Raw genomic sequence first — 24574 nt, 5'->3', positions numbered from 1 at the left:
CGTCGCAGCCGGACTTCACCGGACACCCGGAAAGGGCGCACGCCGCCTTCGCCGGGCGACGCAACGTCCTCCAAAAACCGGCGCCGCCCTTCCCGGCTTCAGGGGAGGAAAATCAGCCGTCCGCTCCGATAACTCAGCACCGTCCGCTGAGCGGAAAGCACCGGAAAGCCGATCAGCCCGTCCAGCCCGTGCCCGAGCGAGAGGTTCAGGTGGCTCATGTCGTTGAACACCGTGGGAACCCTCCGGAACTCCCGGTCGCCGATCGTCAGCCGTTTCACCCGTCCGGAACGCACCCGGCGTACCTCCGCGTCGGCTCCCGTGAGCGTCGTCTCCCGGCGCCGGACCAGATCGGAGCGCAGCGAATCCCACAACCCGTCGTCCAGCAAATCGGTCCCCGCACCGCAGTCGATGCCGAGGCGCAGCGTGTGCGTCCCGATCCGCGCCTCCACGCAGGCGACATGCCCTTCCATCCGCACCGGAACCTCCGTCACGGGCCGTCCGCACGCCAGGCGCCGCACGCAGGAGTCCGTCACCGCCGGATCGAGCAGCGTCAGCATCCCCGCCCCGTAGTCGAACAGCAGATCGTAATCCTTATAGACCTCGTAGCCGAGCAGTCCGAAAACCTCCGTCCCGTCCTCCAGATGCGACATGTCGAAACAAAGGAACTCCCCGCCGCCGGCACGGATTCCGTGGAAATCGAATCCGGAGATCGTCACGATGTCCATCCCCGCGATGGAGGCGTTCACCCCCTTCGAAGAGGAGATCCGAAGCGCGGCCGTATCGCGCACCGGGACGCAGCGACGGCTGTTGAGCATCAGCCTCGGCGCACCGTTGTCGAGGATGAACGTGCGCTCCCGGCCGTCCAGCAGCGCCGTCGCGGTCAGCAGATTCCCGAGCCGGCGGACCGGAATATCGAGCTGCCGGGCAGCCGGTCTTGCGAACGTCCCGCCCTTGTCGCCCAGCGTCCTGACCCGGATCGGAAGCAACTCCAGCCGTTTCAGGCGGCCCTCCCCGTCGAAGAGAAAGGTCGCCTCCTTCCGGCCCAGCCGCCCCGCATAGGTGAAGGCGCAGACCAGCTCCAGTCCCTCCTCCGTCCGTTCCTGCCGGACCGTCTCGATCCGCTCCACCCGCTCGCCCAACTGCGCCACGAGCAGTTTCATCACCGCCCGGGCCCGGTCGCCCTCCTGTCCCGAGAAGATGAACCCGGGAGCCAGGAAAGGTTCGATCTCCCCGATCGACCCGGCTCCGACAGCCTCCGCCACGAGGCGCACGATCCGCTCGCACGCGGCCCGGTCCTGAGCCTGCGACGCCGTACACACGCTCCACAGCAACGCCACGGCCAACAACGCTCTTTTCATCATAACACCAAGCTCTTTTTCCGGCGCCCCGAGCACCCCGGGCAACGGGGAGCGCGGGAAAACGCCTTTTGTTTCCGCAAATATAACTAAATTTTCTTCACATACAACTATTTTTAATAGTTACAAACTGCACAACGTCCCGAAACCGCACGAAACGGCTGCGAACACCGCATCGGACGCCGGACCGAAGATCAAAACGACCCCCGTCCGGGATCGCCGGACGGCAAACGGAGGCACGAAAAACAGGAGCGACCGCCCGGCCGCGACGGACGATCCGACCGAAACGGCGCGGACCGCATCGCCGGAAAGGCCGGACACGGCCGAGCCACGCGTCCGAAACGCGACGGGATGCCCCGCCGCGGACAAACCCAGGATTACGAGATTAAAAACGCTATAACGCGAAGACGAAGGGAGTCCGCTCCCGCAGCCGGGCGGCGCGGGCCGGATCGTCGAAAAGGCCGAACACGGCCGAACCCGAGCCGGACATGGAGGCATAGAGCGCCCCGGCGGCGAGCAGCTCCTCCTTCGCCGCGCGGATCGCGGGATGCGCGGCGAAGACCGACTCCTCGAAATCGTTGGTCACCGTCCCCTGCCACTCGGCGACGGGACGCCGCAGCCGCCCGGCGAGCGGAACCTCCGGCATGCGGGGCCGCACGCCGGCATAGGCCTCGCGGGTCGAGACCCCCTCGGCGGGTTTCACGATGACGAGCGTCATACCCCCGAGGTCCAGCGGAAAAGGCGTCATCACCTCTCCGCGGCCGGTGCACAACTGGGGCGTGTCGCGCACGAAAAAGGCCGTGTCGCTGCCCAGCTCCGCGGCACGGGCGACGAGCTCCTCCTCGGCAAGACGCAGCCCGAAGAGCGTGTCGAGGGCCTTCAGCACCGCCGTCCCGTCCGACGAACCGCCGCCCAGCCCCGCGCCGAACGGCACGCGCTTCACGAGCCGGATCACGACGCCGTCCACGCCGTAGCGGTCACGCATCAGACGGAACGCCTTCATGCAGATATTCCCCTCCGGGGCGCAGTCCACGGCGATCCCCTCCGTGCGGAGCTCCGCCCCGGCGCCTCCCGTGCGCAGCACCTCCACCTCGTCGAAAAGTCCCCGCACGGGAAACATCACCGTCTCCAGGTCGTGATATCCGTCCGCCCGGCGGCGCAGCACGTCGAGACCCAGGTTTATTTTGCAGTTCGCTCGCAGAATCATATCCGCAAAGGTAAGAATTTTCTATTTTTGCCGTATGAAATTCCGCACCGAAATCGAAACCGCGCCCCTCCGCATGCGTTTCGGCTACGAAAACCGCACGCTCGCGCTCGGTTCGTGCTTCGCCGCGCATATCGCCGCCCGGCTCTCCCGGGCGAAATTCCGCGTCGAAGCCAATCCCACGGGCATCCTCTTCAACCCGCTCTCCGTCGCTGCGGCCGTCCGCGGCTTCGGCCGCCCCGTCGTGCGCGACGAGCTGCACACCGACGGCCAGCGGTGGTTCCATTTCGGATTCCACGGCGACTTCTCGGCCCCCACGCCCGACGAGGCGCTCCGCCGCATGAACGCCGCCCGGCAGGCGGGCTCCGAGGCGCTCCGCACGGCCGACCGCGTGATCCTCACCTTCGGCACGGCCTGGGTCTATGAACGGCAGGGCGAAGTCGTGGCCAACTGCCACCGCCGCCCGGCGGCGGAGTTCGCACGGCGGAGGCTCTCCGTGGACGAGATCGCCGACGCGATCTCGGAACTGGCCGAAGGCCCGCTGGCCGGGCGAAGCATCCTGCTCACGGTCAGCCCCGTGCGCCACACGGGCGACGGGCTTGCGGGAAACGCCGTGAGCAAAGCCGCACTGCGGCTGGCGGCCGAGGAGCTCACACAGCGCTTCAGACGGATCGAATATTTCCCCGCCTACGAAATCCTTACGGACGACCTGCGGGACTACCGCTTCTATGCCGACGATCTGGTGCACCCCGCACCGCAGGCCGTGGAGTACATCTGGGAGCGGTTCACGGAGGCGGCCCTCACCGACGAGGCCCGGCGCCTGCTTCCCGAGGCCGAAGCCATCGCGGCCGCCGCAGCACACCGTCCCCGCGACCCGCGGAGCGCCGCCCACCGGGCGTTCTGTCTTGCGCAACTGGAGCGGATCGCCGCATTGCACGGTCCCGATTTTCGGGCCGAGGCGGAATATTTCCGCCGATGTATCGAAATAAATTCGTAAATTTGCGGCCGATCTTCCACATTCGCCATGAACAGAAAAATTCTCCTGCTCGCCATAGCCGCCCTCGCCTCGTTCCGGGGCATCGCCGCCGAAACGCCGCGCCTGATCGTCCAGATCGTCGTGGGGTCGATGCGCGCCGAGGACCTCGCGCGCTACGCCGAAAACTTCGGCGAAGGCGGGTTCCGCCGCCTCACGCAGGGCGGCACGGTCTATACGGACAGCCGCTACGACTACCAGCAGACCACCACGCCCGTCTCGCTGGCCACGCTCGCGACCGGGGCCATGCCCTCGACGCACGGCGTGATCGGCTCGCAGTGGGTGGACTACACGTCGAACGCCGTCGTGGGGCTGACCGACGGCCGCAAAGGCCCCGGAGCCTACCACCTGATCGCCCCGACGCTGGCCGAAACCCTCCGCCAGCACGCTCCCGGCAGCCATACGGTCACGGTGGCTGCCGAAGCCGTGTCGGCCGTGGTGACGGCGGGCCGCGGCGGCGAGGTCTTCTGGCTCGACCCCGGACGCTGCGACTGGGTCACCTCGCCCTACTACGCACCGGCGGTGCCCGAGTGGATCGACCGCAGCAACGACGAGCGGTACAACCTCTCCTACATCGCCTCCGAGTGGCGGCCGCTGCTCGACCGCGACCGCTATGTCAATACGCGCAACATCCGGATCGGATTCCCCGAGAAGCGCGGAAAACGCGGGGAGGGGCGGCAGCCCGAAGGGGGCGGCCCGGAACTTGCGGACGACTACGAACGGTTGCTCTACACCCCCGCGGGCAATACCGCGGTGCTGGGACTGGCCAAGCAGCTCATCGCCCAGTACAAGCTCGGCGCCGACGCGACGCCCGACCTGCTCTGCGTCTGCCTCGACGCCTCGCGCCGCATCAGCGAAGCCTACGGGCCCGAATCGGTCGAGGTCGAGGACATGTACTACCGGCTGGACCGCGACCTGGCCGACTTCCTGACCTTCGTCTTCGCGCAGGTCAGGGACGGCAACGCGACGGTGGTCCTCACCTCGGACCACGGAACCAGCCCCTCCTACGACGCGACGACCGAAGAGCCAGACCGGTTCAACGCCCGGCAGTTCGAGGTGATCGTGAACGGATTCCTCAACGTCCGCTACGGCACGGGCGACTGGGTGGTGACCTACGGAGACAAGTGCATCTGGCTCAACCATAACCTGATCTACGAACGGGGGCTGGATCTGGCCGACGTGCAGAACGAGGTGGCGATCTTCGCCATGCAGTTCCGCGGCGTCTCGCACGCCCTCTCGGCCACGGCCATGCGGTCGAGCTACTTCGGCAGCGGCTATGCGCGGCGGATGCAGAACAGCTTCTACCCGCGCCGCTCGGGCGACGTCATCCTGAACCTGATGCCCGGGTGGATCGAGGAGCGCGACCGCTGCCGTTCGATGTCGGGGTCGATGTACGGCTACGACACCGAAGTGCCGCTCGTATTCTACGGCACGGGCGCCGGACAGCAGCACGTGCAGCGGCGCGTGGACATGACCTCCGTGGCTCCGACGCTGGCGCGGCTGGCGGGCGTCACGGAACCCGCGGCCTCGGAGGGCGACGTCCTGCCCGAGATCGTGGACCTGTAACCGCAAAAACGCAAGGAAAAGGAAATGGACAAGAAAGATCAGATTCAGGAGGAGATCATCGAGGAGTTCTCCGTTTTCGACGACTGGCTCGACAAATACGACTACCTGATCGGCCTGAGCGACTCGCTCCCGGCCATCGCTCCGGAACACCGCACCGGACAGTATCTCATCGAGGGATGCCAGTCGCGCGTGTGGATCGACGCACGGACGGACGGCGGACGGATTTTCTTCACGGCCGACAGCGACGCCATAATAACCAAGGGCATCATCGCGTTGCTTATCCGCGTACTGAACGGACGCACGCCGCAGGAGGTGCTCGACACGGACCTTTATTTCATCGACGCCATCGGCCTGACGGCCAACCTCTCGCCCACGCGGGCCAACGGGCTGGCCGCGATGGTCAGACAGATGCGGCTCTACGCACTGGCGTACGCGAGCAAAAACGACTGAACGATGACACCCGAAGAGATTCTCCAGGTCGAGAAAGAGATCGTCCTGACGCTGAAAAACATATACGACCCCGAGATTCCGGTGAACATATACGATCTGGGGCTCGTTTATGAAATCGACTACACGCCCGACGGAACGGCCACGATCCGCATGACGCTCACGGCCCCCAACTGCCCGATGGCCGACATGCTCGTCGAAGACGTCAATCAGCAGGTCGCCAAGGTCAAGGGGGTGAAATCGGTGAACGTCATCCTGACGTTCGACCCGGTGTGGGACAAAAGCATGATGTCCGAAGAGGCGCTGCTCGAACTCAACCTGTTGTGACATGGCGGACGGCGGCGGGGAGCGGACGATCGAACGGCTGAAGGCCGGAGCCGGGACATACGCCTGCGGCGGTTACCTGGCGGGGCTCGGCGCGCTGCAACGCACCGAGCTTCTCACGGCGCTGCTCTTCGACCGGCTCGGCCGCAAGATCCGACGCGTCGGGGCGCTGCTCTCCGAAACGTCCGACAACTGGAACGAGACCTTCTACCGGCTCTATTTCCGCACGCTGGGCGACAGCCGGAACCAGGAGGCCTACCTCTCGCTGGCCCGGAGAGTGCCTTACAGGACCGTGCTGCGGGAGCGGCTCGCCCCACAGGCCGTCGAAGCGATGCTCTTCGGCGCATCGGGGCTGCTGGCGCTCTACCGCCACGATGCGTACACGCTCGACCTCGGGCGCCACTTCGAATACCTCTCGGCCAAATACGGCATCGAAGCGATGGACGCCTCGGAGTGGACGCTCGCGGACATCCGCCCGGCCAACCACCCCGCACTGCGGATCGCGCAGGCGGCGCGGTTCTTCGCGCAGGACGAGTTCGTGATGGCGCGCGCCATGGCCTGCCGCACGGAGGAGGACATCCGGCGCCTGTTCTGCATCGAGGCGTCGCCCTACTGGCGGACGCACTACGTCCCCGGCGCTGCGGGCGACGAACTTCCCAAACGCCTCGGGACGTTCAAGGCCCGCATCATCGGAATCAACCTGGTGGCCGTACTGCAATTCGCCTACGGCAGCCGCACGGGCGACGAACGGCTGCGCGACAGCGCGCTGTCGCTCCTCGAGCGCCTTCCCTCCGAGGACAACCGTTTCATGCGGGCGTGGAGCGGGGAGGGCGTCCCGATCCGCAACGCATTCGAATCGCAGGCGCTGCTGCAACTGGCCACGGAGTACTGCGCCCGAACCCGGTGCGCGGAGTGTCCCGTCGGGCGGCGGATCGCGGTGCATACGGACACCCCGAAATAACCACCCGCCCATGAATGCCTTCAGTTACATACTGGAACACATCGAGGGAACCGTCCTCTTCGTTTCGCTGCTTATCGCCGGAGTTGCGGTCGTGCTCCGATTCTTCGATATCCAGAGCAAGTCCTCCCGCCGCAGAATCCTCAAGGAGGAGTTCGATGCGGCGATCCGACAGCTCTCCTCGGAAAGCGAGACCAACCGGCTCGCCGCGGCAATTCTCATCCGAAGGTTCTTCACGGCGGAAAGAGGCTGCTACCGCAACGAAACGATCTACGTCCTCTCGTCGCTGCTGCGGGTGGTCCCGACGGGAGTTTTCCAGAAGACGCTGGCCGACGGACTCGCCTACGGGCACGACCTCTCCAAGGCCGACCTCCAGAAAACCAACCTGCAAGATGCCTATATCGGATCCAAGGAGCAGGTCACGACCGACATGCGCGAGACGGACCTTTTCCAGGCCGATCTGTCGAATGCCCTGATCGAGCGGATCGACGGCCGGAAAGCCGTGTTCTACCAGAGCAACCTGCAACACGCGAGGATCAAATACAGCGACCTCTCCGAGGCGAACTTCTCGATGGCCGACCTCAACCACATCGGACTGCGCGAAGTGAAACTCGGGAACGCCTGCTTCGCGGGCTGCACGAATCTCCCGCGGGAGATCGCCCGGCATCTCGACGCAGAGGGCCGCTACACCCGCCCCGAACCGGTTACGGTGCATGCCGCCGCGGGAAAGCACCGCATTTTCTTCAGCATGCCGGGGAAGCTCCGCATCGAGGATTCGCTCATGATACGCTCCGTACGCGACCACCTGCGACAGGAAGGCTACGAGGTCTGTTTCTACGAACGGGGCGAATACCGCATGTTCGGCCAATTGGGCAACATCCGGACACTCGTCCAGCAATGCGACGGGATGGTCGTCTTCGGACTCAAGCAACTCCACATCGAAAAAGCGACGTTCCGCCCGGCGACGGACGAATGCGAGACGTGGAGCGACCGCTGGCTGCCGACGCCGTGGAACGAAATAGAAACCGGCATGGGGCTCATGGCCGGAATGCCGATCCTGCTGATCCAGGACGCGGAGATCGACTTCGGCGTCTTCGACAGCCACATCAGCGAGACATCGCTCCATGTCATCCGTACCGATTCGACCGACTTCAAGAAATTCCCGGAACACAGGGAGTTCATCTCCTGGAAGTCGCGCATCGGAAATCCCGCGGTTCCGCAGCCGCAGGACGGGAGCGCAAAAAGCCCCTCCGGGAGTTGATAAATCGCAAAAAATAAGTATCTTTGCAAGATTTAGAATCCGAACCGAAAAAACAACGACTGAAATATGGATATTCTTGCAAGCGTAATCAAAGCCGTTTTCGGCTCCAAGGCCGAAAAAGACCGCAAACAGATCCAGCCTTACGTCGAGAAGATCAAGGCTGTCTACCCCTCGATCGAGGCCCTCTCGAACGACGAGCTGCGCGCCCGCAGCCAGGGGCTCAAACAACAGATCGCCGACTACATCGCCGCGGACGAGGCCCGCATCGTCGAGCTGAAAGCACGGCTCGAACTGCCCGAGACGTCGCTCGAGGAGAAGGAGAAGATCTCGAAGGAGATCGACGAGACGACCAAGCGCATCGACGACAGGATCGAGGACAAGCTCGACGAAATCCTGCCCGAGGCCTTCGCCATCATGAAGGACACGGCGCGCCGCTTCGCGCAGAACGACACGATCGCAGTGACGGCCAACGACTTCGACCGCGAGCTGGCCGCGACGAAAGACTTCGTCACCATCGAGGGCGACAAGGCCGTGTACGCCAATCACTGGATGGCAGGCGGCAACGACATGAAGTGGGACATGATCCACTACGACTGCCAGCTCTTCGGCGGCGTGGTGCTGACGCGCAGCAAGAAGAGCCCCGCCAAGAAGCTCGGCGAACGCGAACGCGAAGGCAACATCGCCGAAATGGCGACGGGCGAGGGCAAGACGCTCGTGGCGACGCTCCCCGTATTCCTCAATGCGCTGGCCGGAAAGGGCGTGCACCTGGTCACGGTGAACGACTACCTGGCCAAACGCGACTCCGAGTGGATGGGACCGCTCTACCAGTTCCACGGACTGTCGGTGGACTGCATCGACCGCCACCAGCCCAATTCGGAGGCGCGCCGCAAGGCCTACATGGCCGACATCACGTTCGGTACGAACAACGAGTTCGGCTTCGACTACCTGCGCGACAACATGGCCTCGTCGCCCAAGGACCTCGTGCAGCGCAAGCACCACTACGCCATCGTGGACGAGGCCGACTCGGTGCTGATCGACGACGCCCGCACGCCGCTCATCATCTCGGGCCCCGTGCCCAAGGGCGACGACCAGCTCTTCGAGCAGTACCAGCCCTCGATCGAACACCTCTACAACCTCCAGCGCAACTTCGTCACGGCGCTGCTGGCCGAGGCGCGGCAGCTCATCGCGGAGGGCAAGACCGAGGAGGGCGGCATCAAGCTCTACCGCGTGCACAAGGGACTGCCCAAATACAAGCCGCTGATAAAATACCTCTCCGAGCCGGGAATCAAGGCCCTGATGCAGAAGACCGAAAACATCTACATGCAGGACAACAACCGCCGGATGCCCGAAATCACCGATCCGCTCTACTTCGTCATCGACGAGAAGCTCAATTCGGTGGAGCTGACGGACAAGGGCCACGAGGAGCTGTCGAAATACTTCAAGGAGGACGGCTTCTTCGTGCTGCCCGACATCGGCGCGGCGGTGGCCGAGCTCGAAAAGAGCGACCTGCCCGCGGAGGAGAAGGCGCAGAAACGCGACGAGGTGATAAACGACTACTCGATCAAGTCGGAGCGCGTGCACACGGTGAACCAGTTGCTGAAGGCCTACGCCATGTTCGAGAAGGACGTGGAGTACGTCGTGATGGACAACAAGGTGAAGATCGTGGACGAGCAGACGGGACGTATCCTCGACGGCCGCCGCTATTCGGACGGCCTGCACCAGGCCATCGAGGCCAAGGAGCACGTGAAGGTCGAGGCCGCGACGCAGACCTTCGCCACGATCACGTTGCAGAACTACTTCCGCATGTACCACAAGCTGGCCGGCATGACCGGTACGGCCGAGACGGAGGCGTCGGAGTTCTGGAGCATCTACAAACTCGACGTGGTGGTCATCCCGACGAACCGGCCGGTGATCCGCGACGACCGCCAGGACCTGATCTACAAAACCAAGCGCGAGAAATACAACGCCGTGATCGAAGAGATCGTGCGCCTCGTGGGCGAAGGGCGCCCCGTGCTGGTGGGTACGACGTCGGTCGAGATCTCGGAGCTGCTGAGCCGCATGCTCAAGCTGCGCGGCATCAAGCACAACGTGCTGAACGCCAAACAGCACGCACTGGAGGCGCAGGTGGTGGCCGAGGCCGGGCGCGCCGGGCAGGTGACCATCGCCACCAACATGGCGGGCCGCGGTACGGACATCAAGCTGACGCCCGAAGTGAAGGCCGCCGGAGGTCTGGCGATCATCGGCACGGAGCGGCACGAAAGCCGCCGTGTGGACCGTCAGTTGCGCGGACGTGCGGGACGTCAGGGCGACCCCGGATCGTCGCAGTTCTTCGTCTCGCTCGAGGACGACCTGATGCGTCTGTTCGGCTCGGGCCGCATCGCCGCGATGATGGACCGCATGGGCCTCAAGGAGGGCGAGGTGATCCAGGCCGGAATGATGACCCGGGCCATCGAACGCGCCCAGAAGAAGGTCGAGGAGAACAACTTCGGCATCCGCAAGCGGCTGCTCGAATACGACGACGTGATGAACTCGCAGCGCGAGGTGATCTACACGCGCCGCCGCCACGCCCTCTACGGCGAGCGGATCGAGATCGACCTGAACAACATCATGTACGACTTCGCCGAGAACTTCGTCGAGGAGAACCGCGGCATCGAATACGAGGATTTCCGCATGGAGCTCATCCGCCAGGTGGCCGTGGAGCTGCCGGTGGACGAGGCGGCCTACGGCGACGCCAAGCCCGAGGAGCTGGTCGATGCCATCGTCAGGGCGCTCAAGGAGACCTACGCCCGCCGGGCGAAGGCCGTGGCCGACACGGTGCGTCCGGTGATGCAGCGCATCTACGAAGACCGCAAGGAACAGATGGATTCGAACATCTACTTCCCGCTGACGGACGGACATCTCGGCTACAATATCCCGGTGAACCTGCAGAAGTGCAAGGATACGGACGGCGCGGAGATCTACAAGGTCTTCTCGAAGGTGGTCATGTTCACCACGATCGACGACGCCTGGCGCGAGCATCTGCGCGAAATGGACGACCTGCGCCAGAGCGTGCAGAACGCCACCTACGAGCAGAAGGACCCGCTGCTGATCTACAAGTTCGAGTCGTTCGGACTGTTCTCGAAGATGCTCGTCAAGGTGAACCGCGAGGTGCTGGCGATCCTCGACAAGGCATACATCCCCGTGCGCGAGCAGAGCGCCGAGGAGGTGCGGCGCCAGCAGCAGGAGCGCGAACGGATGCAGATCGAGCGGGAGCGGCGCGCCAAGGTGGACGTCAATAAGTTGCAGGCGTCGCGGATGCAGGCCGCCGCGCAGGCCGGACAGCAGGATCGGTCGAAACCGATGCCGGTGCACGTCGAAAAGAAGGTGGGCCGCAACGATCCCTGCCCCTGCGGATCGGGCAAGAAGTACAAGAACTGCCACGGAAAGGGGTTGTAGCCCCGTCCGCAGAGCGGCCGGAGAGTACGGAAGTGCAACGCGATCGAAAACAAGAGTATGGGTTATCAAGAGGAGAAACAACGCCAACTGGACCTGCGCTACCTGCGAATGGCGGCGATCTGGGCCGAAAATTCCTACTGCGTGCGCCGCAAGGTCGGAGCGCTGATCGTCAAGGACCGCATGATTATCTCGGACGGGTACAACGGCACGCCGGCCGGATTCGAGAACGTCTGCGAGGACGAACAGGGACTGACCAAATCCTACGTCCTGCACGCCGAGGCCAACGCCATCACGAAGGTCGCCAAGTCGGCCAACAACTGCGACGGCTCGACGCTCTACATCACGGCCGCCCCGTGCATCGAATGCTCGAAACTCATTATCCAGGCGGGCATCAAACGGGTGGTTTACGCGGACGACTACCGTTCGGAGGAGGGGCTGGACCTGCTGCGCCGCGTCGGCATCGAGTGCGTACAGTACCGGATCGACCGGACGTGACCCGGAACGGCAGACGAAGAACAGGGAAAAGGGAGACGCAGAGGTCTCCCTTTTTCATTCCGGACCTGCACCCGGCACGGAAGCGGCCCGGCTCCGAACGCCAGCGGACGACCGGAAACGGAAAGAAGCACCGTCCGCGGGGGAGGGCGAAAACGCATATAAAGCGAAGGTTATGCGGAACGCCGGGCCCGGCCGTCACATACCGTAAAACAGCAGCAGGTTGCCGTCCTCGTTCAGATTCCGTTCGACGGCATCCGGAGCGCGCGGAAACCCCTCCTCAACGAGATTCGCATACGAGCTGCCCGGCAGAAGAGCCACGAAACGCCCCTCGAACACGGCGACGGGCGGAAAGAGATACGCACCCGTCTCCGAATTGCCGATAAAGGCGTCGGCCGCAGGATCGAACAGATAGGTGTCCAGGTATTCGCCGCAGCGGACATCGACCGCCACGTAATCGCCGCAAAGTACGGGAACGGCAACCGGATACCGATACGGCCCGTCGAGCACGACATCCCGATCCTGGCGGTACTTCCCGGGAATCCCGCGAGCGAAGTCGATGGCCACATGGCGGAACCCGACGGCATCGCGGCGGTCGAACACCGTGAATCCGTCGAACCAGAACGAGCTGAAAACGAGGCTGTCGCCGGATACCGAAAAATAGGTCGGCCGGCCGAGCGGTTCGCTGTAACCGGGATCGAACGCGAACAGGCGGCGTTTGACGGCAAAATCCGAATCGGTGACGAAAAGCCTGTAATTCGGCTGGGATTCGGACAGCGTGCCCCCGGTCAGAGGGCTGAACGCCAGAATGAAATCCCCGTTATGCAACGCCTCGATGTCCCAGGCGACGACCGGCAGCGGCTTCGACTCCCGGAACACTCCGGTACGGCAGTCGTAGAGCAGCACCCGGCGGGAGGCGTTATCGACGACATAGACATTCCGGTCGTCGGCCGTGAAACTCTTCATCTCCAGATACTCTCCGGGACCCCGGCCGTGCCGGTGAATGACGAACGACACGCGGCCCGCCATGTCGTAGGCCACGATCTTGCGGCTTCCGAAGTCGCCGACATAGATCAGCCCGTTCCGGAACAGCAATTTATCGGCGCGCCGGAACGCCGCGGCTTCGGAAAACTCCAGCGGCAGGAAATCCACCCGACGGATCCGATCCGGAATCGACGGCGAAGGCTCCTCCCCGAAAGTCAGCACACGGTCGCAGACGATCCGCTCCTCCCGTCCGGAAACGCAGGCGGCAAGAGCGCATAACGACAAACACGCAACAATACGTCCAATCATAAGATCGCCGAACAAAAAAGCGGTCAAGCGGAACGGGAAGGCGGAAGAGCCGGGACGACGGACACGGAGGCTATTGCAGCGGGTCCGTCTCCTCGTCTGCGACGCCGCAATCGCAGAAATGGAACTCCGTGCGCGCCCGTTCCTTCGGAAAAAGGAAGTAGAGACAGGTCGCCTCGGTGCAGAGCGTCCCGGCGCCGTCGAAGATCCGCACGCCGATTTCGACCAGGTTGCGCCGCTGCTGCCGCACGGCGGCACGCAGCACGACACGCTCGTCGGAGGTCCGGATCGGCTTGTGGTAACGCACCTCCATCCGCGAGGTGACGCCGCTGGTCCGGAACTTGCGGAAGACGACCCAACTGCTGATCTCGTCGGCCAGCGTCGCCTGGACGCCTCCGTGAAGCGTATCCACCCATCCCTGAAACTCCGGACGGGGATGCCAGACGCTCACGATCTCCTCGCCGTCCTCGTAGAACTCCATGCGGAGTCCCTGTTCGCTGTGCGGATCGCAGCCGTAGCAGCGATACCCTTCCATTCCCCGCCAGGGATTCGTAATGCGTTTCATATCGGTCCGAATCATTGTCCCGTTCCGCCCTGCCGGAGCGGAACTGTCTGCCGAATATACGGAAAATTCACGGAACCGGCAACTCTTCCGCGAAATTCCGGATTTGTTTTTTCCGCGGAAAACGCCTATATTGGAGCGGCCGGAAAAGCCCGGACGCCCCTACGGCACGGAACGGAGCCCCCGAATCCGGCGGAACGGGCGGAAAAGACTCACCCACATATCGCACGAAACGATGAAAAGATTCGTATGGATGCTCCTGCTGCTCCCGATAGGGTTGCAGGCGCAGGTACGCACCGAACGGTTGCTCGAAAAAGGATGGCGTTTCACACGCGACGACGCCCCGGCATTCGCCGAACCGTCGTACGACGACTCCCGGTGGCAGGAGGTGACCGTACCGCACGACTGGGCCATCTACGGTCCGTTCAGCGCAGGAAACGATCTCCAGCACACGGCCATCGCGCAGGACGGCCAGACGCAGGCCGTGGAACACGCCGGACGGACCGGAGGGCTGCCCTTCGTCGGCACGGGCTGGTACAGGCTCCGCTTCGAAGTACCGGAACGGAACGAAGGCCGCCGGTGCACGCTCCTCTTCGACGGCGCGATGAGCCATGCGCGCGTGTACGTGAACGGCCGGGAGGCGATCCGCTGGCCCAACGGCTACAACTCCTTCCACACGGACATCACGCCCCTGCTGAACCCCGGCGGGGAGAATCTGCTGGCCGTCCGGCTCGAAAACCTCCCCGAATCGTCGCGCTGGTATCCCGGCGCCGGAATCTACCGCAACGTGCACCTCATCGTAACGGACGAGGCGCACGTCCCGGTGTGGGGAACGCAGATCATCACGCGGCGGGCCGACGAAGCGTCCGCCCGCGTCCGGCAGTGCACCGCCCTCGCCGTTCCGCAGGGAAAGTCGCCCGCCGACTATGCGATCGAAACGGCGGTGACGGACCCCGCCGGACGCATCGTGGCACGACACAGGCAGTCCGCCGGAGCCGACTTCGGCGACCACTGCTTCGAGCAGGAGTTCACGATCGACCGCCCCGCGCTCTGGTCGCCCGACACTCCGGCGCTCTACACCTCGACTTCGGAGATCTACGAAGGCGGCGAGCTGAAGGACCGCTACGTCACCGTGTTCGGCATCCGCACGGTCGAAGCCGTGCAGGGCGAAGGATTCCGGCTGAACGGCAAGCCGCTGAAATTCCGGGGCGTCTGTCTCCACCACGACCTCGGACCGCTGGGCGGCATCGTGAACGAGTCGGCGATCCGGCACCGGATCCGGCTGCTGAAGGAGATGGGCTGCAACGCCATACGCACCTCGCACAACATGCCGGCACCGGAGCTGATCGAAATATGCGACGAAACGGGCATGATGGTCATGGCCGAATCGTTCGACGAGTGGGAGACGAAGAAGGTCGAAAACGGCTACCACAAGGAGTTCGGCCAATGGGCCGAGCGCGATCTGGTGAACCTCGTCCGCCGGTTCCGCAACAACCCGAGCGTCGTGATGTGGTGCATAGGCAACGAAGTGCCCGATCAATGGAACGGAGACCGGGGCCCGAAACTCTCCCTCCGGCTCCAGAATATCTGCCACCGCGAAGACCCCACGCGCCCCGTGACGCAGGGCATGGACGCCCCCGACGCCGTGACGGCGAACAACATGGCCGCGGTGATGGACATTCCGGGATTCAATTACCGGCCGCATCTGTACGCACGGAACTACCTAAGACTCCCGCAGGAGATGATCCTCGGCAGCGAAACCGCCTCGACGATCAGCTCGCGCGGCATCTACAAATTCCCGGTCGTGCGCCGTTCGATGCCCCGCTACGACGACCACCAGGCGTCGTCGTACGACGTGGAGCACTGCGGATGGTCGAATCTGCCCGAGGACGACTTCATCCAGCACGACGACCGCCCCTACTGCATGGGCGAATTCGTCTGGACCGGATTCGACTACCTGGGCGAACCCACCCCCTACTACTCCGACTGGCCGAGCCACTCGTCGCTCTTCGGCATCATCGACCTGGCGGGCATACCCAAGGACCGCTACTGGCTCTACCGCAGCAAGTGGAACCCCGAAGCCGAAACGCTCCACATACTGCCCCACTGGAACTGGAAGGGACGCGAAGGCGAAGTCACCCCCGTATTCATCTACACGAACTACCCCGAAGCCGAACTGTTCATCAACGGCAGGAGCCAGGGCCGGAGACGGAAAGACACCGGCGTGACGATAGACAACAGCGCCGATTCGGTTTCGGCGGCGGACCTCAAACGGCAGCGGCGCTACCGGCTCATGTGGATGGATACGCGCTACGAACCCGGCACGGTGAAGGCCGTGGCCTACGACGAAGAGGGCAACGCCGTGGCGGAGCGGGAGATTCGCACGGCGGGCGAGCCGTACCGCATCGTGCTCGAAGCCGACCGGACGGTCATCGCGGCCGACGGCAAGGACTATGCGTTCGTGACGGTCCGCGTCGAAGACCGTCAGGGCACGCCCTGCCCGCTGGCCGACAACGAAATCCGGTTCGAGGTCACCGGAGCGGGGTACTACCGCGCGGGAGCCAACGGCAACCCCGCCTCGCTCGAACCGTTCCAGCGGCCCCGCATGAAGCTCTTCTCGGGGATGATGACCGCCGTGATCGCTCCGACCGAACGGCCCGGAACGATAACGGTGAAGGCGACGTCGCCCGGCCTGAAGAAAGCGACGGTCGAAATCCGGAGCGAAGCCGCAACGCAGCGGTAAACGGCCGCCGGAACGACCGGGACGGTGCGCCGTGCCGCACCGCACGGAACGCCGCCGGACGGGCCGCGCAGCAGAGTCTCCGCCGCCCTTACGGATTTTCCGCCCCTGCCGGATAAATTTCCGGCAGGGGCTTTCTCATCTCCGGAGTGCGGTGCGGACCGCTACGCATTCTCGCGCGCCCAGTCGAGCAACTGCCGCAGAATCGGCATCAGCGACTCCGTTTTCGGGGTCGTCGCATACTCCACCCGCGGCGGGACTTCGGGATAGACCCTCCGTGCGACCAGTCCGGCCCGTTCCAGATCGCGAAGAGCGGCGGAGAGCATCCGTTCGGAGATGCCGCCGGGAACCGCCCGGACCAGCTCTCCGAAGCGCAGCACGCCGCCTTCGTGAAGCGTCAGCAGCACGAGCAGCGCCCAACGGCTGCCGAAGCGTCCGATCAGGGCACAGGCCGGCGAAAGCGTAGGACGGGGCGGATTTTTTTCGTTTTTTTTCATCGTCTCAACCGGTTCGTTTCCACAAAAACTAACACGCGCGTAAGCCGCTAACGGCCGGATAAGCTCTTGTGCGGAAGCGGAATCCGGACTATCTTGCGGCCTGCAAAAATAGGAAAAACGATGAAAGAATCCGAATCCCTCCACTTCACGGGGACAATCTGGCGGCCGCCCTTCGAGGCCCGCTCGGTACTGCTGCAAGTCACGGTCGGCTGCACGCACCACGCCTGCAAATTCTGTTCGCTCTACGGCGACCTCCGCTTCCGGATCTCCCCGGCGGAGGAGGTCGAGGCCGATCTGCGGATCGTCGCCCGCTATCAGCCGCGGGCCCGGCGGGTCTTCCTCGTCGGCGCCAACCCCTTCGTGCTGAGCGCCGGAAGACTCATCCGGCTCGCCGACCGCATCCGCGACTTTCTGCCGAAGGTACGGACGATCGGCATGTTCGCCCGCGTAAGCGACATTCTGCAAAAGAGCACCGCGGAGCTGCGCGAACTGCGGGCGCGCGGCATCACGGGCATCAGCATCGGCACGGAGAGCGGCGACGACGCCTCGCTGGCCTTCATGAACAAGGGAACGACCGCGGCCGAAGCGCTCGAAGCGTGCCGCAGACTCGACGAGGCGGGCATCGAATACTACCTTACCTACATGACCGGACTGGCCGGGGCCGGCAACGGCACACGGGCGGCCCATGCGACGGCGACACTCTTCAACCGGCTCCACCCCTATATCGTCGGAATCGTGTCGCTGACGCTCTTTCCCGACACGCCGCTGATGCGGGAGATCGAAGCCGGGCGGTTCGTCCCGATGAGCGAACGGGAGCGGCTCGAGGAACTGCGCACGTTTCTGAAGGAGCTGACCGTTCCCGTCACGATCTCGGCCAACACGGTCTCCAACGCCGTGCCGCTGTTCGGGCGGCTGCCGGAAGACCGGGTACGGATGATCGGACGCATCGACGAAGCGCTCGCCTCCCTGACCGAAGCCGATCTGACCGGATACCGGCAGGGAATCGGACACCTCTGACCGAAAACTCCGTGACGGGACCGGCCGTAAAACCGGACGCACAGGGAGGGCGCCGCCACCACGGAAAAAAAGGGCTCCGTTTCGCTTGAAGCGAAACGGAGCCCTTTCGGATGAACGGGATGCGGATCGCCCGCGGCGGCGCGGCACAGCCTCCTGCGGAGCAGGATCGCTGCGGACCGGCGGCGTCCCGAACGGCAACAGATGCGGTGCGAACGCAGGACCGCCCGCAGCACGGCCCGACGGCCGGCGCACAGGCCGGGAGAGTCCGGTCAGAACGGCAAATCGTCGGGATCGTCGGCCGGGACCGAAGGTGCGGCCGGCTGCTGCGGCTGGGGAGCCGCGGCGGGACGCGGCTGCTGCGGCTGCGCATAGCCGCCCTGCTGGTATCCCCCGCCCTGCTGGCCGTAGGAGGACCCCTGCCCCTGCCCCTGCGCTCCGTAACCCGGAGCGGCGCCGTCCGAAGCGGGATTATCGCTGCGGCGGCCCAGCAGATTCATCGTGTCGGCCAGAATCTCGGTCGTATAACGCTTGTTGTTGTCCTTGTCCATCCACTCGCGGGTGCGCAGACGGCCCTCGATATAGAGCTGCGTGCCCTTGCGCACATAGCGGTCCACGACATCCGCGAGGCCGCGCCACAGCGTGATCGTGTGCCACTCGGTATGCTCTTTCGTCTCGTTCGACGCACGGTCGTACAGCCGCTCGGTCGTAGCCAGCCGGACACGGGCGACCTTCGCGCCGCCTTCGAGCGTGCGGACCTCGGGGTCGATGCCCACGTTGCCCACCAGAATCACCTTGTTTACCATAATATCATTCCAGATTTTCGATCATTCGCAAAAAGAGCGTCTGCATCTTCACGCCCGCCTTCCGGCCCTGGCGCTGCACGTCCTCGTGGTCGCCCGCCTCGTCCGACAGGCCGCAGTTCGTGATGACCGAGACGCCGAAGACGGGAACCGACATGTGACGCGCCACGATCACCTCCGGCACGGTGGACATGCCCGCGGCATCGCCGCCGATGGCCTTGAAATAGCGGTACTCGGCCTGCGTTTCGAACGTGGGGCCCGTGCCGCCGACATAGACGCCGTACTGGAGCTTGATCCCCTCCTCCCCGGCGATCTTCGTCGCCGAGGCGATCAACGCCTTGTCGTAGCAGTTGTGCATGTCCGGGAAACGGGGACCCAGTTCGGCCATGTTGGGCCCGATCAGCGGATTGGGCATCAGGTTGATATGGTCGGTGATGACCATCAGGTCGCCCGTGCGGAACGATGCATTGATGCCGCCCGAGGCGTTCGAGACGAACAGGAAGCGGATGCCGAGCAGCCGCATGACGCGGATCGGGAAGGTCACCTGCTCCATCGTATAGCCTTCATAGTAGTGGAACCGTCCCTGCATGGCCACGACGCGGCGGCCGCCCGCCTCGCCGAAAATCAGACGTCCCTTGTGCCCCTCGACCGTCGAGACGGGGAAGCCGGGAATATCCTTGTAGTCGAGCGCATGGCGCGTCTCGATCCGGTCGGCGAAATCGCCCAGCCCCGTGCCGAGCACGATGCCCACCTCGGGTGCGAAATCTCCGGTCGCGGACCGGATGAACGCGGCGGTTTTCTTAATTTCCTCTAACATCTTCTTCCAGTTTTTGCAGAAAATCCGTTGCCGAATCCTCTATGAACGAAATATTGATCGGTTGGTAATAGAGCGTGCGGCGGACCGCCTCGGGGACCTTCTCCCGGCGGGTCATCTTCACGGCGTCCTTCTCGGTCGTCACGATCACCGCGCCCGGATGCTCGGACAGCAGCGCCTCGAGCGCATGCATGTCGCGGACCTTATAGACGTGGTGATCGTCGAGCGTCATCTCGGCCACGACCTCGTAGCGCTCGCGGAGCGACTGCAAAAAGGGCTTCGGATTGCCGATGCCCGAGAGGGCGATGACCTGCCGGCCGTGCGTCAGCGGCTCCGGAGCGGCCTCGCCGGCATAGAGCGGCTGAGGCATGAAACTCTCGAAACGGGTGAAATAGACCCGCTGGTAGGCCACTTGGATCAGGACCTTGCGCAGGATGCGGCGGTCGATCGGCGCCATCCGCTCGGGGCACTTCGTGACGATGAAGTAGTGCGCACGGTGTAGTTGTTCGGGCAGATCGCGCAGCGTCCCCAGCGGCAGCATGCGGTCGTGCTGCACGGGCCGCGTGGCGTCGATCATCACGATATTGACCTTCGGCTCCACGTAGCGGTGCTGGAAGCCGTCGTCCATGACGATGAGGTCCACCCCGGGGTGTTCGGCTCGGATGCGGCGGATGCCCTCGGCCCGCTTCTCGCAGACGGCCACCACCGTCTCGGGAAACTTGAGCTTGATCTGCAACGGCTCGTCGCCCACGTCGCGGTAGTGCGAATCGCAGCTCACCTCCCGGTAGCCCTTCGTGCGGCGGCCGTAGCCGCGCGAGAGCAGCGCCACGCGGTGCGTCTGGGACATGTAGCCCACGACCATCTCGGCCATCGGAGTCTTGCCCGTGCCGCCGACGGTGATATTGCCGATGCAGACGACCGGAATATCGAACTTCTCGCTCTTGAGAAGGCCCCAGTCGAAGAGGCGGTGACGCAACGTCACCCCCGCTTTATAGAGGACGGCCACAGGCGCGAGCAGGCATTTCAGCATCTTATTCCGGTTTGGATATAAACTTTTCAAAGGTAACGCCTTTTTCCGGGAAAACCAAACGAACGCCCGCAAAACGCACGGATCGGTCAGAAAAGGGAGACGAAAATTCGCGGATCCGCGTTTTTTGTCTAAATTTGCACGTACTATGGGATATTTGCGAATCACGATCTGCGCCCTGCTGCTGGCTGCGGCGGGCGCCTGCGGCCGGAACGGATCGGCCGAAGCGGAAACGGACGCGGAAGCCGCGCAGGAGGAGTCCGCCCCCCAAAACCTGCTCTACGGCATCGACGCCGAAGAATACCGCACCGAAACGGGCGAAGTGGGTTCGGGAGAGACGCTGGGGAAAATCCTGGGAAGCTACGGCGTTCCGGCCCGCACGATCGACCTGCTGGACAGGAAGTCGAAGGATGTCTTCCCGCTGCGCAGCATCCGGGCCGGACAGAAATACACGACCTTCATCCACGAGGATTCGCTCTACGCCCCGCACCTGGACTACCTCGCCTACGAAATATCCACGACGGAGTACGTCGTCTTCGGGTTCCACGACAACGATTCGGTCTCCGTGCGCAAGGATTCGAAACCCTACACGCTGCGGCGCACCAAGAAGAGCGCCGTCATCAACTCCTCGCTCTGGGGCGCGATCATGGAACACGACCTCCCCTACGCGCTGGCCGCGGAGATGGAGGACATCTACCAGTGGACGGTGGATTTCTTCGGCATCCAGAAAGGCGACTCGTTCACGGTGATCTACGACGAGCGGTTCATCGACGACACGGTTTCGGCCGGCATCGGCCGCGTATGGGGGGCGAAATTCACGCAGAGCGGCAAGGAGTACTACGCCATCCCCTTCCGGCAGGGCGGCAAGATCCAATACTGGGAGGCCGACGGCGGCAGCCTGCGCAAGCAACTGCTCAAAGCGCCGCTCAAGTACACGCGCATCAGCTCGCGCTTCACCTACGCGCGCAAGCACCCGATATACAAGGTTTACCGACCGCATACGGGCGTGGACTACGCCGCGCCGAAAGGAACGCCCGTACACGCCGTGGCCGACGGCGTGGTCACCTTCCGCGGCTGGGGCGGAGGCGGAGGCAACACGCTCAAGATCAAGCATCCGGGAAATCTCGTGACGGGTTATCTGCACCTGAGCGGCTACGCCAAGGGCATCCGGCAGGGGACGCACGTATCGCAGGGACAGCTCATCGGATACGTCGGTTCGACCGGCGCCTCGACAGGCCCGCACCTCGACTACCGCATCTGGAAGAACGGCAAGCCGATCGACCCGCTGAAGGTCCCGCAGGAGCCGGCCGAGCCGATCTCGAAACAGAACCGGCCGCTGTTCGAATTCGTGCGCGACCGCATCACGGCCGAGCTGAACGGCGAGGTGAAACCCGAGGAGCGGATCACGCAGCTCGACTCGCTGACGCTGCCCGGAACGGCCGCCCCGGCGCAGGCGGAAAACGGCGACAAAGAATAACGGCATGGCACGCACGGGAGCAATCATCGTGGCCGGAGGCAGCGGGACACGCTGCGGAGGCGCCCTGCCCAAACAGTTCGCGCTGCTGGGCGGCATGCCGGTACTGGCACGCACGATCAACGCCGTGGCCGCGGCGCTGCCCGGCGCGGAAATCGTCGCCGTGCTGCCCGAACGTCATGCGGATTTCTGGAAAAACCTCGCGGCGCGCTTCGAAGTGGCCCCGCACACGATCGTCACCGGAGGCGCCGAGCGGTTCGATTCGGTGCGGCGCGGACTGGCGGCGCTCCGCACCGACCCGGAGCTGATCGCCGTACAGGACGGCGTGCGGCCGCTCGTGTCGGCGGAGCTGATCCGCCGCGTGGCGGAGGCTGCGGAGCGGTACGGAGCGGCGATTCCGGTCGTCGAAGCGGTCGATTCGCTGCGCGAAGTGGAGGAGCAGCGGACGGAAACGGAGGGAATCGCGGCATCGCACGTAGCGGACCGCCGCCGGTTCCGGATCGTGCAGACTCCGCAGATTTTCCGCGCCGACCTTCTGCGCGGAGCCTACGGAGCGGAGTACCGCGCGGAATTCACGGACGACGCCTCGGTGGTGGAGGCCGCGGGACACGGCGTGTTCCTCGCCCGGGGCGAACGCGGCAACCTCAAGATCACGACGGCGGAGGATTTCATCCTCGCCGAAGCCCTGCTCGCAGCCCGGGAAGAGGGCGCGGAGAGGGAGTGACCGGATCCGACAGGAGATAAGGAAAACGATGCAGAGCGTCTATAAATACCGTTTCAGCCGCACGACCCTCTATTGGACGGTCGTCTATCTGGCCGCATTCGGGCTGCTGGGCTGGCTGCTCTACCACCTCTACGAAGGCGGATACCTCTCGGCGTGGTTCACCTCGTTCATCGTGGCGCTCGTAGCGCTCATGGCGCTGTCGATCCCCCGGCGGATCGTCGTGACCGACGACCGGGTGGAGGTCCGCTGCCTGCTGGACATCACCGAAATCCGCCGCGACGAGATCGCCTCGGTGCGGCGCGTGGAGCCCCGGCGCATGAAGTGGTTCGTACCGATATTCGGAGGATTCGGATTTTTCGGCTACTACGGCCACTTCCTCGACCTGCGCCGCTTCGACCGCGTGAAACTCTACGCCTCGGAGTGGAAAAATTTCGTGGAGATCACCGACATTTACGAAGACCGGCTCTTCGTCTCGTGCACGGAAGCGGACCGCCTCGTGGCGGAGCTGACGCCGCCCGGAGGCAACCGTCCGGACGAAGAGGAGGAGGACGACGAAGAAGAGGCGGAAGAGGCGGAAGAGGCGGCTGCCTCCCGTCCGAAATAGAAGAACGAAGACAAATGCCCCGGAGGCATGGATTTTGAAACCGATTTATTCACCCTTTAATTAAAACAGAGAAAAGATGAAAAAGTATCGTTGCACGGTATGCGAGTGGATTTACGATCCCGCAGTAGGCGATCCCGACGGAGGCATCGCTCCCGGAACCGCTTTCGAGGAGATTCCCGAGGATTGGGTATGCCCGCTCTGCGGCGTCGGCAAGGACCAATTCGAAGAGGTCGTGGAGTAAATCCCGACGGCGGGATTCCGCAGAAAAGACCGCGAAGGAGGTCCGGCGGCACGCCGGATTCCGGAAACGGCAAAGAGGAAAGGGAGGCTCACCGCACGGTGCGCCTCCCCTGTTTTCAGCCGCCGGACAGCCGGAGCCGTCATGCTTCCGGCGTCTCCCCGAAGAACGCGGCCGGATAGCGGACCGTGCCGTGCACGCCCCCGAGGCTGCCCGGAACCAGTTCCGCCGCCAGGCAGCAGGCATCGGGCGCATCGAACGGGAAACGGATGCCGAAACGGCTCGCGGGAACATAGCCGAAACGCGGGTAATAGTCCGCATGGCCCACCAGCAGCGCCGCCCCGAACCCCGCACGGACGGCCCTCCGGTGCGCTTCGCGCAGCAATGCCGACCCGATGCCGCGGTTTTGCAGCCCGGGAAGCACCGACAGCGGAGCGACGCCCAGCACGGTCGCGGCACTCCGGTCCTCCGCGACGACCTCCAGCCGGGTCAGCAGCACGTGCCCCACGAGGCGGCCCTCCGCCTCGGCCACGAGCGACAATCCGGGGACGAACGCCTCCGAACGGCGCAGGCGCGCCACCAGCAGGTGTTCCGTATGGTCGCTGAACACCAGCGGCCGGAACGCCGCCTCGACCAGCTCCCCGACCGTCCGGCAATCGTCCGGCCGCTCCTCCCTTATCGTCAGTTCCATGCAGGATTTGTTCGTACGGAC

The 24574-nt window shown here is 64.3% G+C and carries 23 protein-coding genes; 14 read left to right on the top strand and 9 right to left on the bottom strand.

The genetic code is table 11. The annotated features are described in order from the left end of the window. Window positions 1–98 precede the first annotated feature (98 nt). Both FME97_RS12665 and ispE read right to left on the bottom strand, forming a co-directional pair. The gene (locus tag FME97_RS12665; RefSeq protein WP_141429377.1) at window positions 99–1361 is read right to left on the bottom strand and encodes an aspartyl protease family protein; all 1263 of its coding nucleotides are present in this window, start codon (window positions 1359–1361) and stop codon (window positions 99–101) included. A 388-nt stretch (window positions 1362–1749) separates the two neighbouring features. Then, a complete protein-coding gene (gene ispE / locus FME97_RS09655) occupies window positions 1750–2562 on the bottom strand; it encodes a 4-(cytidine 5'-diphospho)-2-C-methyl-D-erythritol kinase (RefSeq protein ID WP_141429375.1) in 813 nt (270 codons plus the stop codon). A 34-nt stretch (window positions 2563–2596) separates the two neighbouring features. Between ispE and FME97_RS09650 the strand changes: the two genes are divergently transcribed. From FME97_RS09650 to FME97_RS09615, 8 genes are all read left to right on the top strand, one after another. Further along, window positions 2597–3556: a GSCFA domain-containing protein gene (locus FME97_RS09650; RefSeq protein ID WP_141429373.1), complete on the top strand. Its 960-nt coding sequence runs from the start codon at window positions 2597–2599 to the stop codon at window positions 3554–3556. A gap of 27 nt (window positions 3557–3583) precedes the next feature. Next, a complete protein-coding gene (locus FME97_RS09645) occupies window positions 3584–5158 on the top strand; it encodes an alkaline phosphatase family protein (protein WP_141429371.1) in 1575 nt (524 codons plus the stop codon). A 24-nt stretch (window positions 5159–5182) separates the two neighbouring features. After that, complete coding sequence (locus FME97_RS09640) at window positions 5183–5608, top strand: SufE family protein (protein WP_141429369.1); 426 nt, start codon at window positions 5183–5185, stop codon at window positions 5606–5608. Window positions 5609–5611: 3 nt separating this feature from the next. Beyond that, window positions 5612–5932, top strand: a complete 321-nt coding sequence (locus tag FME97_RS09635) for a metal-sulfur cluster assembly factor (protein ID WP_141429367.1) — start codon at window positions 5612–5614, stop codon at window positions 5930–5932. Between the two features lies 1 nt (window position 5933). Next, window positions 5934–6890 (top strand): DUF2851 family protein, encoded by a 957-nt coding sequence (locus FME97_RS09630; protein ID WP_141429365.1) that lies wholly within the window; start codon window positions 5934–5936, stop codon window positions 6888–6890. A 10-nt stretch (window positions 6891–6900) separates the two neighbouring features. After that, entirely contained in the window at window positions 6901–8148 is a 1248-nt protein-coding gene (locus FME97_RS09625; RefSeq protein WP_141429363.1) for a pentapeptide repeat-containing protein, read from the top strand. A 66-nt stretch (window positions 8149–8214) separates the two neighbouring features. Next, the gene (secA, locus tag FME97_RS09620; RefSeq protein WP_141429362.1) at window positions 8215–11583 is read left to right on the top strand and encodes a preprotein translocase subunit SecA; all 3369 of its coding nucleotides are present in this window, start codon (window positions 8215–8217) and stop codon (window positions 11581–11583) included. Between the two features lie 57 nt (window positions 11584–11640). Beyond that, the gene (locus tag FME97_RS09615) at window positions 11641–12078 is read left to right on the top strand and encodes a deoxycytidylate deaminase (protein ID WP_141429360.1); all 438 of its coding nucleotides are present in this window, start codon (window positions 11641–11643) and stop codon (window positions 12076–12078) included. Window positions 12079–12273: 195 nt separating this feature from the next. Here FME97_RS09615 and FME97_RS09610 read toward each other — a convergent pair whose 3' ends face one another. Beyond that, on the bottom strand, window positions 12274–13344 hold the full coding sequence (locus FME97_RS09610) for a 6-bladed beta-propeller (protein ID WP_162502075.1): 1071 nt from the start codon (window positions 13342–13344) through the stop codon (window positions 12274–12276). A gap of 94 nt (window positions 13345–13438) precedes the next feature. Next, entirely contained in the window at window positions 13439–13930 is a 492-nt protein-coding gene (locus FME97_RS09605) for a PaaI family thioesterase (RefSeq protein WP_141429351.1), read from the bottom strand. Window positions 13931–14162: 232 nt separating this feature from the next. On the opposite strand from FME97_RS09605, the gene FME97_RS09600 reads away from it, so the two are divergent. After that, entirely contained in the window at window positions 14163–16670 is a 2508-nt protein-coding gene (locus FME97_RS09600; RefSeq protein ID WP_141429349.1) for a glycoside hydrolase family 2 TIM barrel-domain containing protein, read from the top strand. A gap of 161 nt (window positions 16671–16831) precedes the next feature. Here the strand turns inward: FME97_RS09600 and FME97_RS09595 are convergent, their stop codons facing one another. Continuing rightward, on the bottom strand, window positions 16832–17164 hold the full coding sequence (locus FME97_RS09595) for a winged helix-turn-helix transcriptional regulator (RefSeq protein WP_141429347.1): 333 nt from the start codon (window positions 17162–17164) through the stop codon (window positions 16832–16834). A 120-nt stretch (window positions 17165–17284) separates the two neighbouring features. Between FME97_RS09595 and FME97_RS09590 the strand changes: the two genes are divergently transcribed. After that, the gene (locus tag FME97_RS09590; RefSeq protein ID WP_141429345.1) at window positions 17285–18181 is read left to right on the top strand and encodes a B12-binding domain-containing radical SAM protein; all 897 of its coding nucleotides are present in this window, start codon (window positions 17285–17287) and stop codon (window positions 18179–18181) included. Between the two features lie 269 nt (window positions 18182–18450). On the opposite strand, the gene ssb is transcribed toward FME97_RS09590, so the two are convergent. From ssb to lpxK, 3 genes are read right to left on the bottom strand one after another with little or no spacing between them, the layout of a single operon-like run. After that, a complete protein-coding gene (gene ssb / locus FME97_RS09585; protein WP_141429343.1) occupies window positions 18451–18984 on the bottom strand; it encodes a single-stranded DNA-binding protein in 534 nt (177 codons plus the stop codon). A 4-nt stretch (window positions 18985–18988) separates the two neighbouring features. After that, the gene (locus FME97_RS09580; protein ID WP_141429341.1) at window positions 18989–19798 is read right to left on the bottom strand and encodes a purine-nucleoside phosphorylase; all 810 of its coding nucleotides are present in this window, start codon (window positions 19796–19798) and stop codon (window positions 18989–18991) included. Then, window positions 19782–20825 (bottom strand): tetraacyldisaccharide 4'-kinase, encoded by a 1044-nt coding sequence (gene lpxK / locus FME97_RS09575; protein WP_141429339.1) that lies wholly within the window; start codon window positions 20823–20825, stop codon window positions 19782–19784. The genes FME97_RS09580 and lpxK overlap by 17 nt, the downstream gene beginning before the upstream one ends. Before the next feature lie 145 nt (window positions 20826–20970). Between lpxK and FME97_RS09570 the strand changes: the two genes are divergently transcribed. The 4 genes from FME97_RS09570 to rd all read left to right on the top strand — a co-directional run bounded on the left by FME97_RS09570 (window position 20971) and on the right by rd (window position 23865). Continuing rightward, a complete protein-coding gene (locus FME97_RS09570; RefSeq protein WP_141429337.1) occupies window positions 20971–22299 on the top strand; it encodes a peptidoglycan DD-metalloendopeptidase family protein in 1329 nt (442 codons plus the stop codon). Window positions 22300–22303: 4 nt separating this feature from the next. After that, entirely contained in the window at window positions 22304–23020 is a 717-nt protein-coding gene (gene ispD / locus FME97_RS09565; protein ID WP_141429335.1) for a 2-C-methyl-D-erythritol 4-phosphate cytidylyltransferase, read from the top strand. Window positions 23021–23048: 28 nt separating this feature from the next. Further along, window positions 23049–23624, top strand: coding sequence for a PH domain-containing protein (locus tag FME97_RS09560; protein WP_141429333.1), 576 nt, complete (start codon window positions 23049–23051; stop codon window positions 23622–23624). Between the two features lie 76 nt (window positions 23625–23700). After that, window positions 23701–23865 (top strand): rubredoxin, encoded by a 165-nt coding sequence (gene rd, locus FME97_RS09555; protein ID WP_141429331.1) that lies wholly within the window; start codon window positions 23701–23703, stop codon window positions 23863–23865. 139 nt (window positions 23866–24004) lie between these two features. On the opposite strand, the gene FME97_RS09550 is transcribed toward rd, so the two are convergent. Then, window positions 24005–24553 carry a GNAT family N-acetyltransferase gene (locus tag FME97_RS09550; protein WP_141429329.1) on the bottom strand — a complete coding sequence of 183 codons (549 nt, stop codon included), beginning with the start codon at window positions 24551–24553 and terminating at the stop codon, window positions 24005–24007. Window positions 24554–24574 lie beyond the last annotated feature (21 nt).

The sequence above is a fragment of the Alistipes dispar genome, from assembly GCF_006542685.1.
Taxonomy (GTDB): domain Bacteria; phylum Bacteroidota; class Bacteroidia; order Bacteroidales; family Rikenellaceae; genus Alistipes; species Alistipes dispar.
The sequence above is the reverse complement of the archived record's forward strand: the minus strand, read 5'-3'. Positions and strand labels throughout refer to the sequence as shown.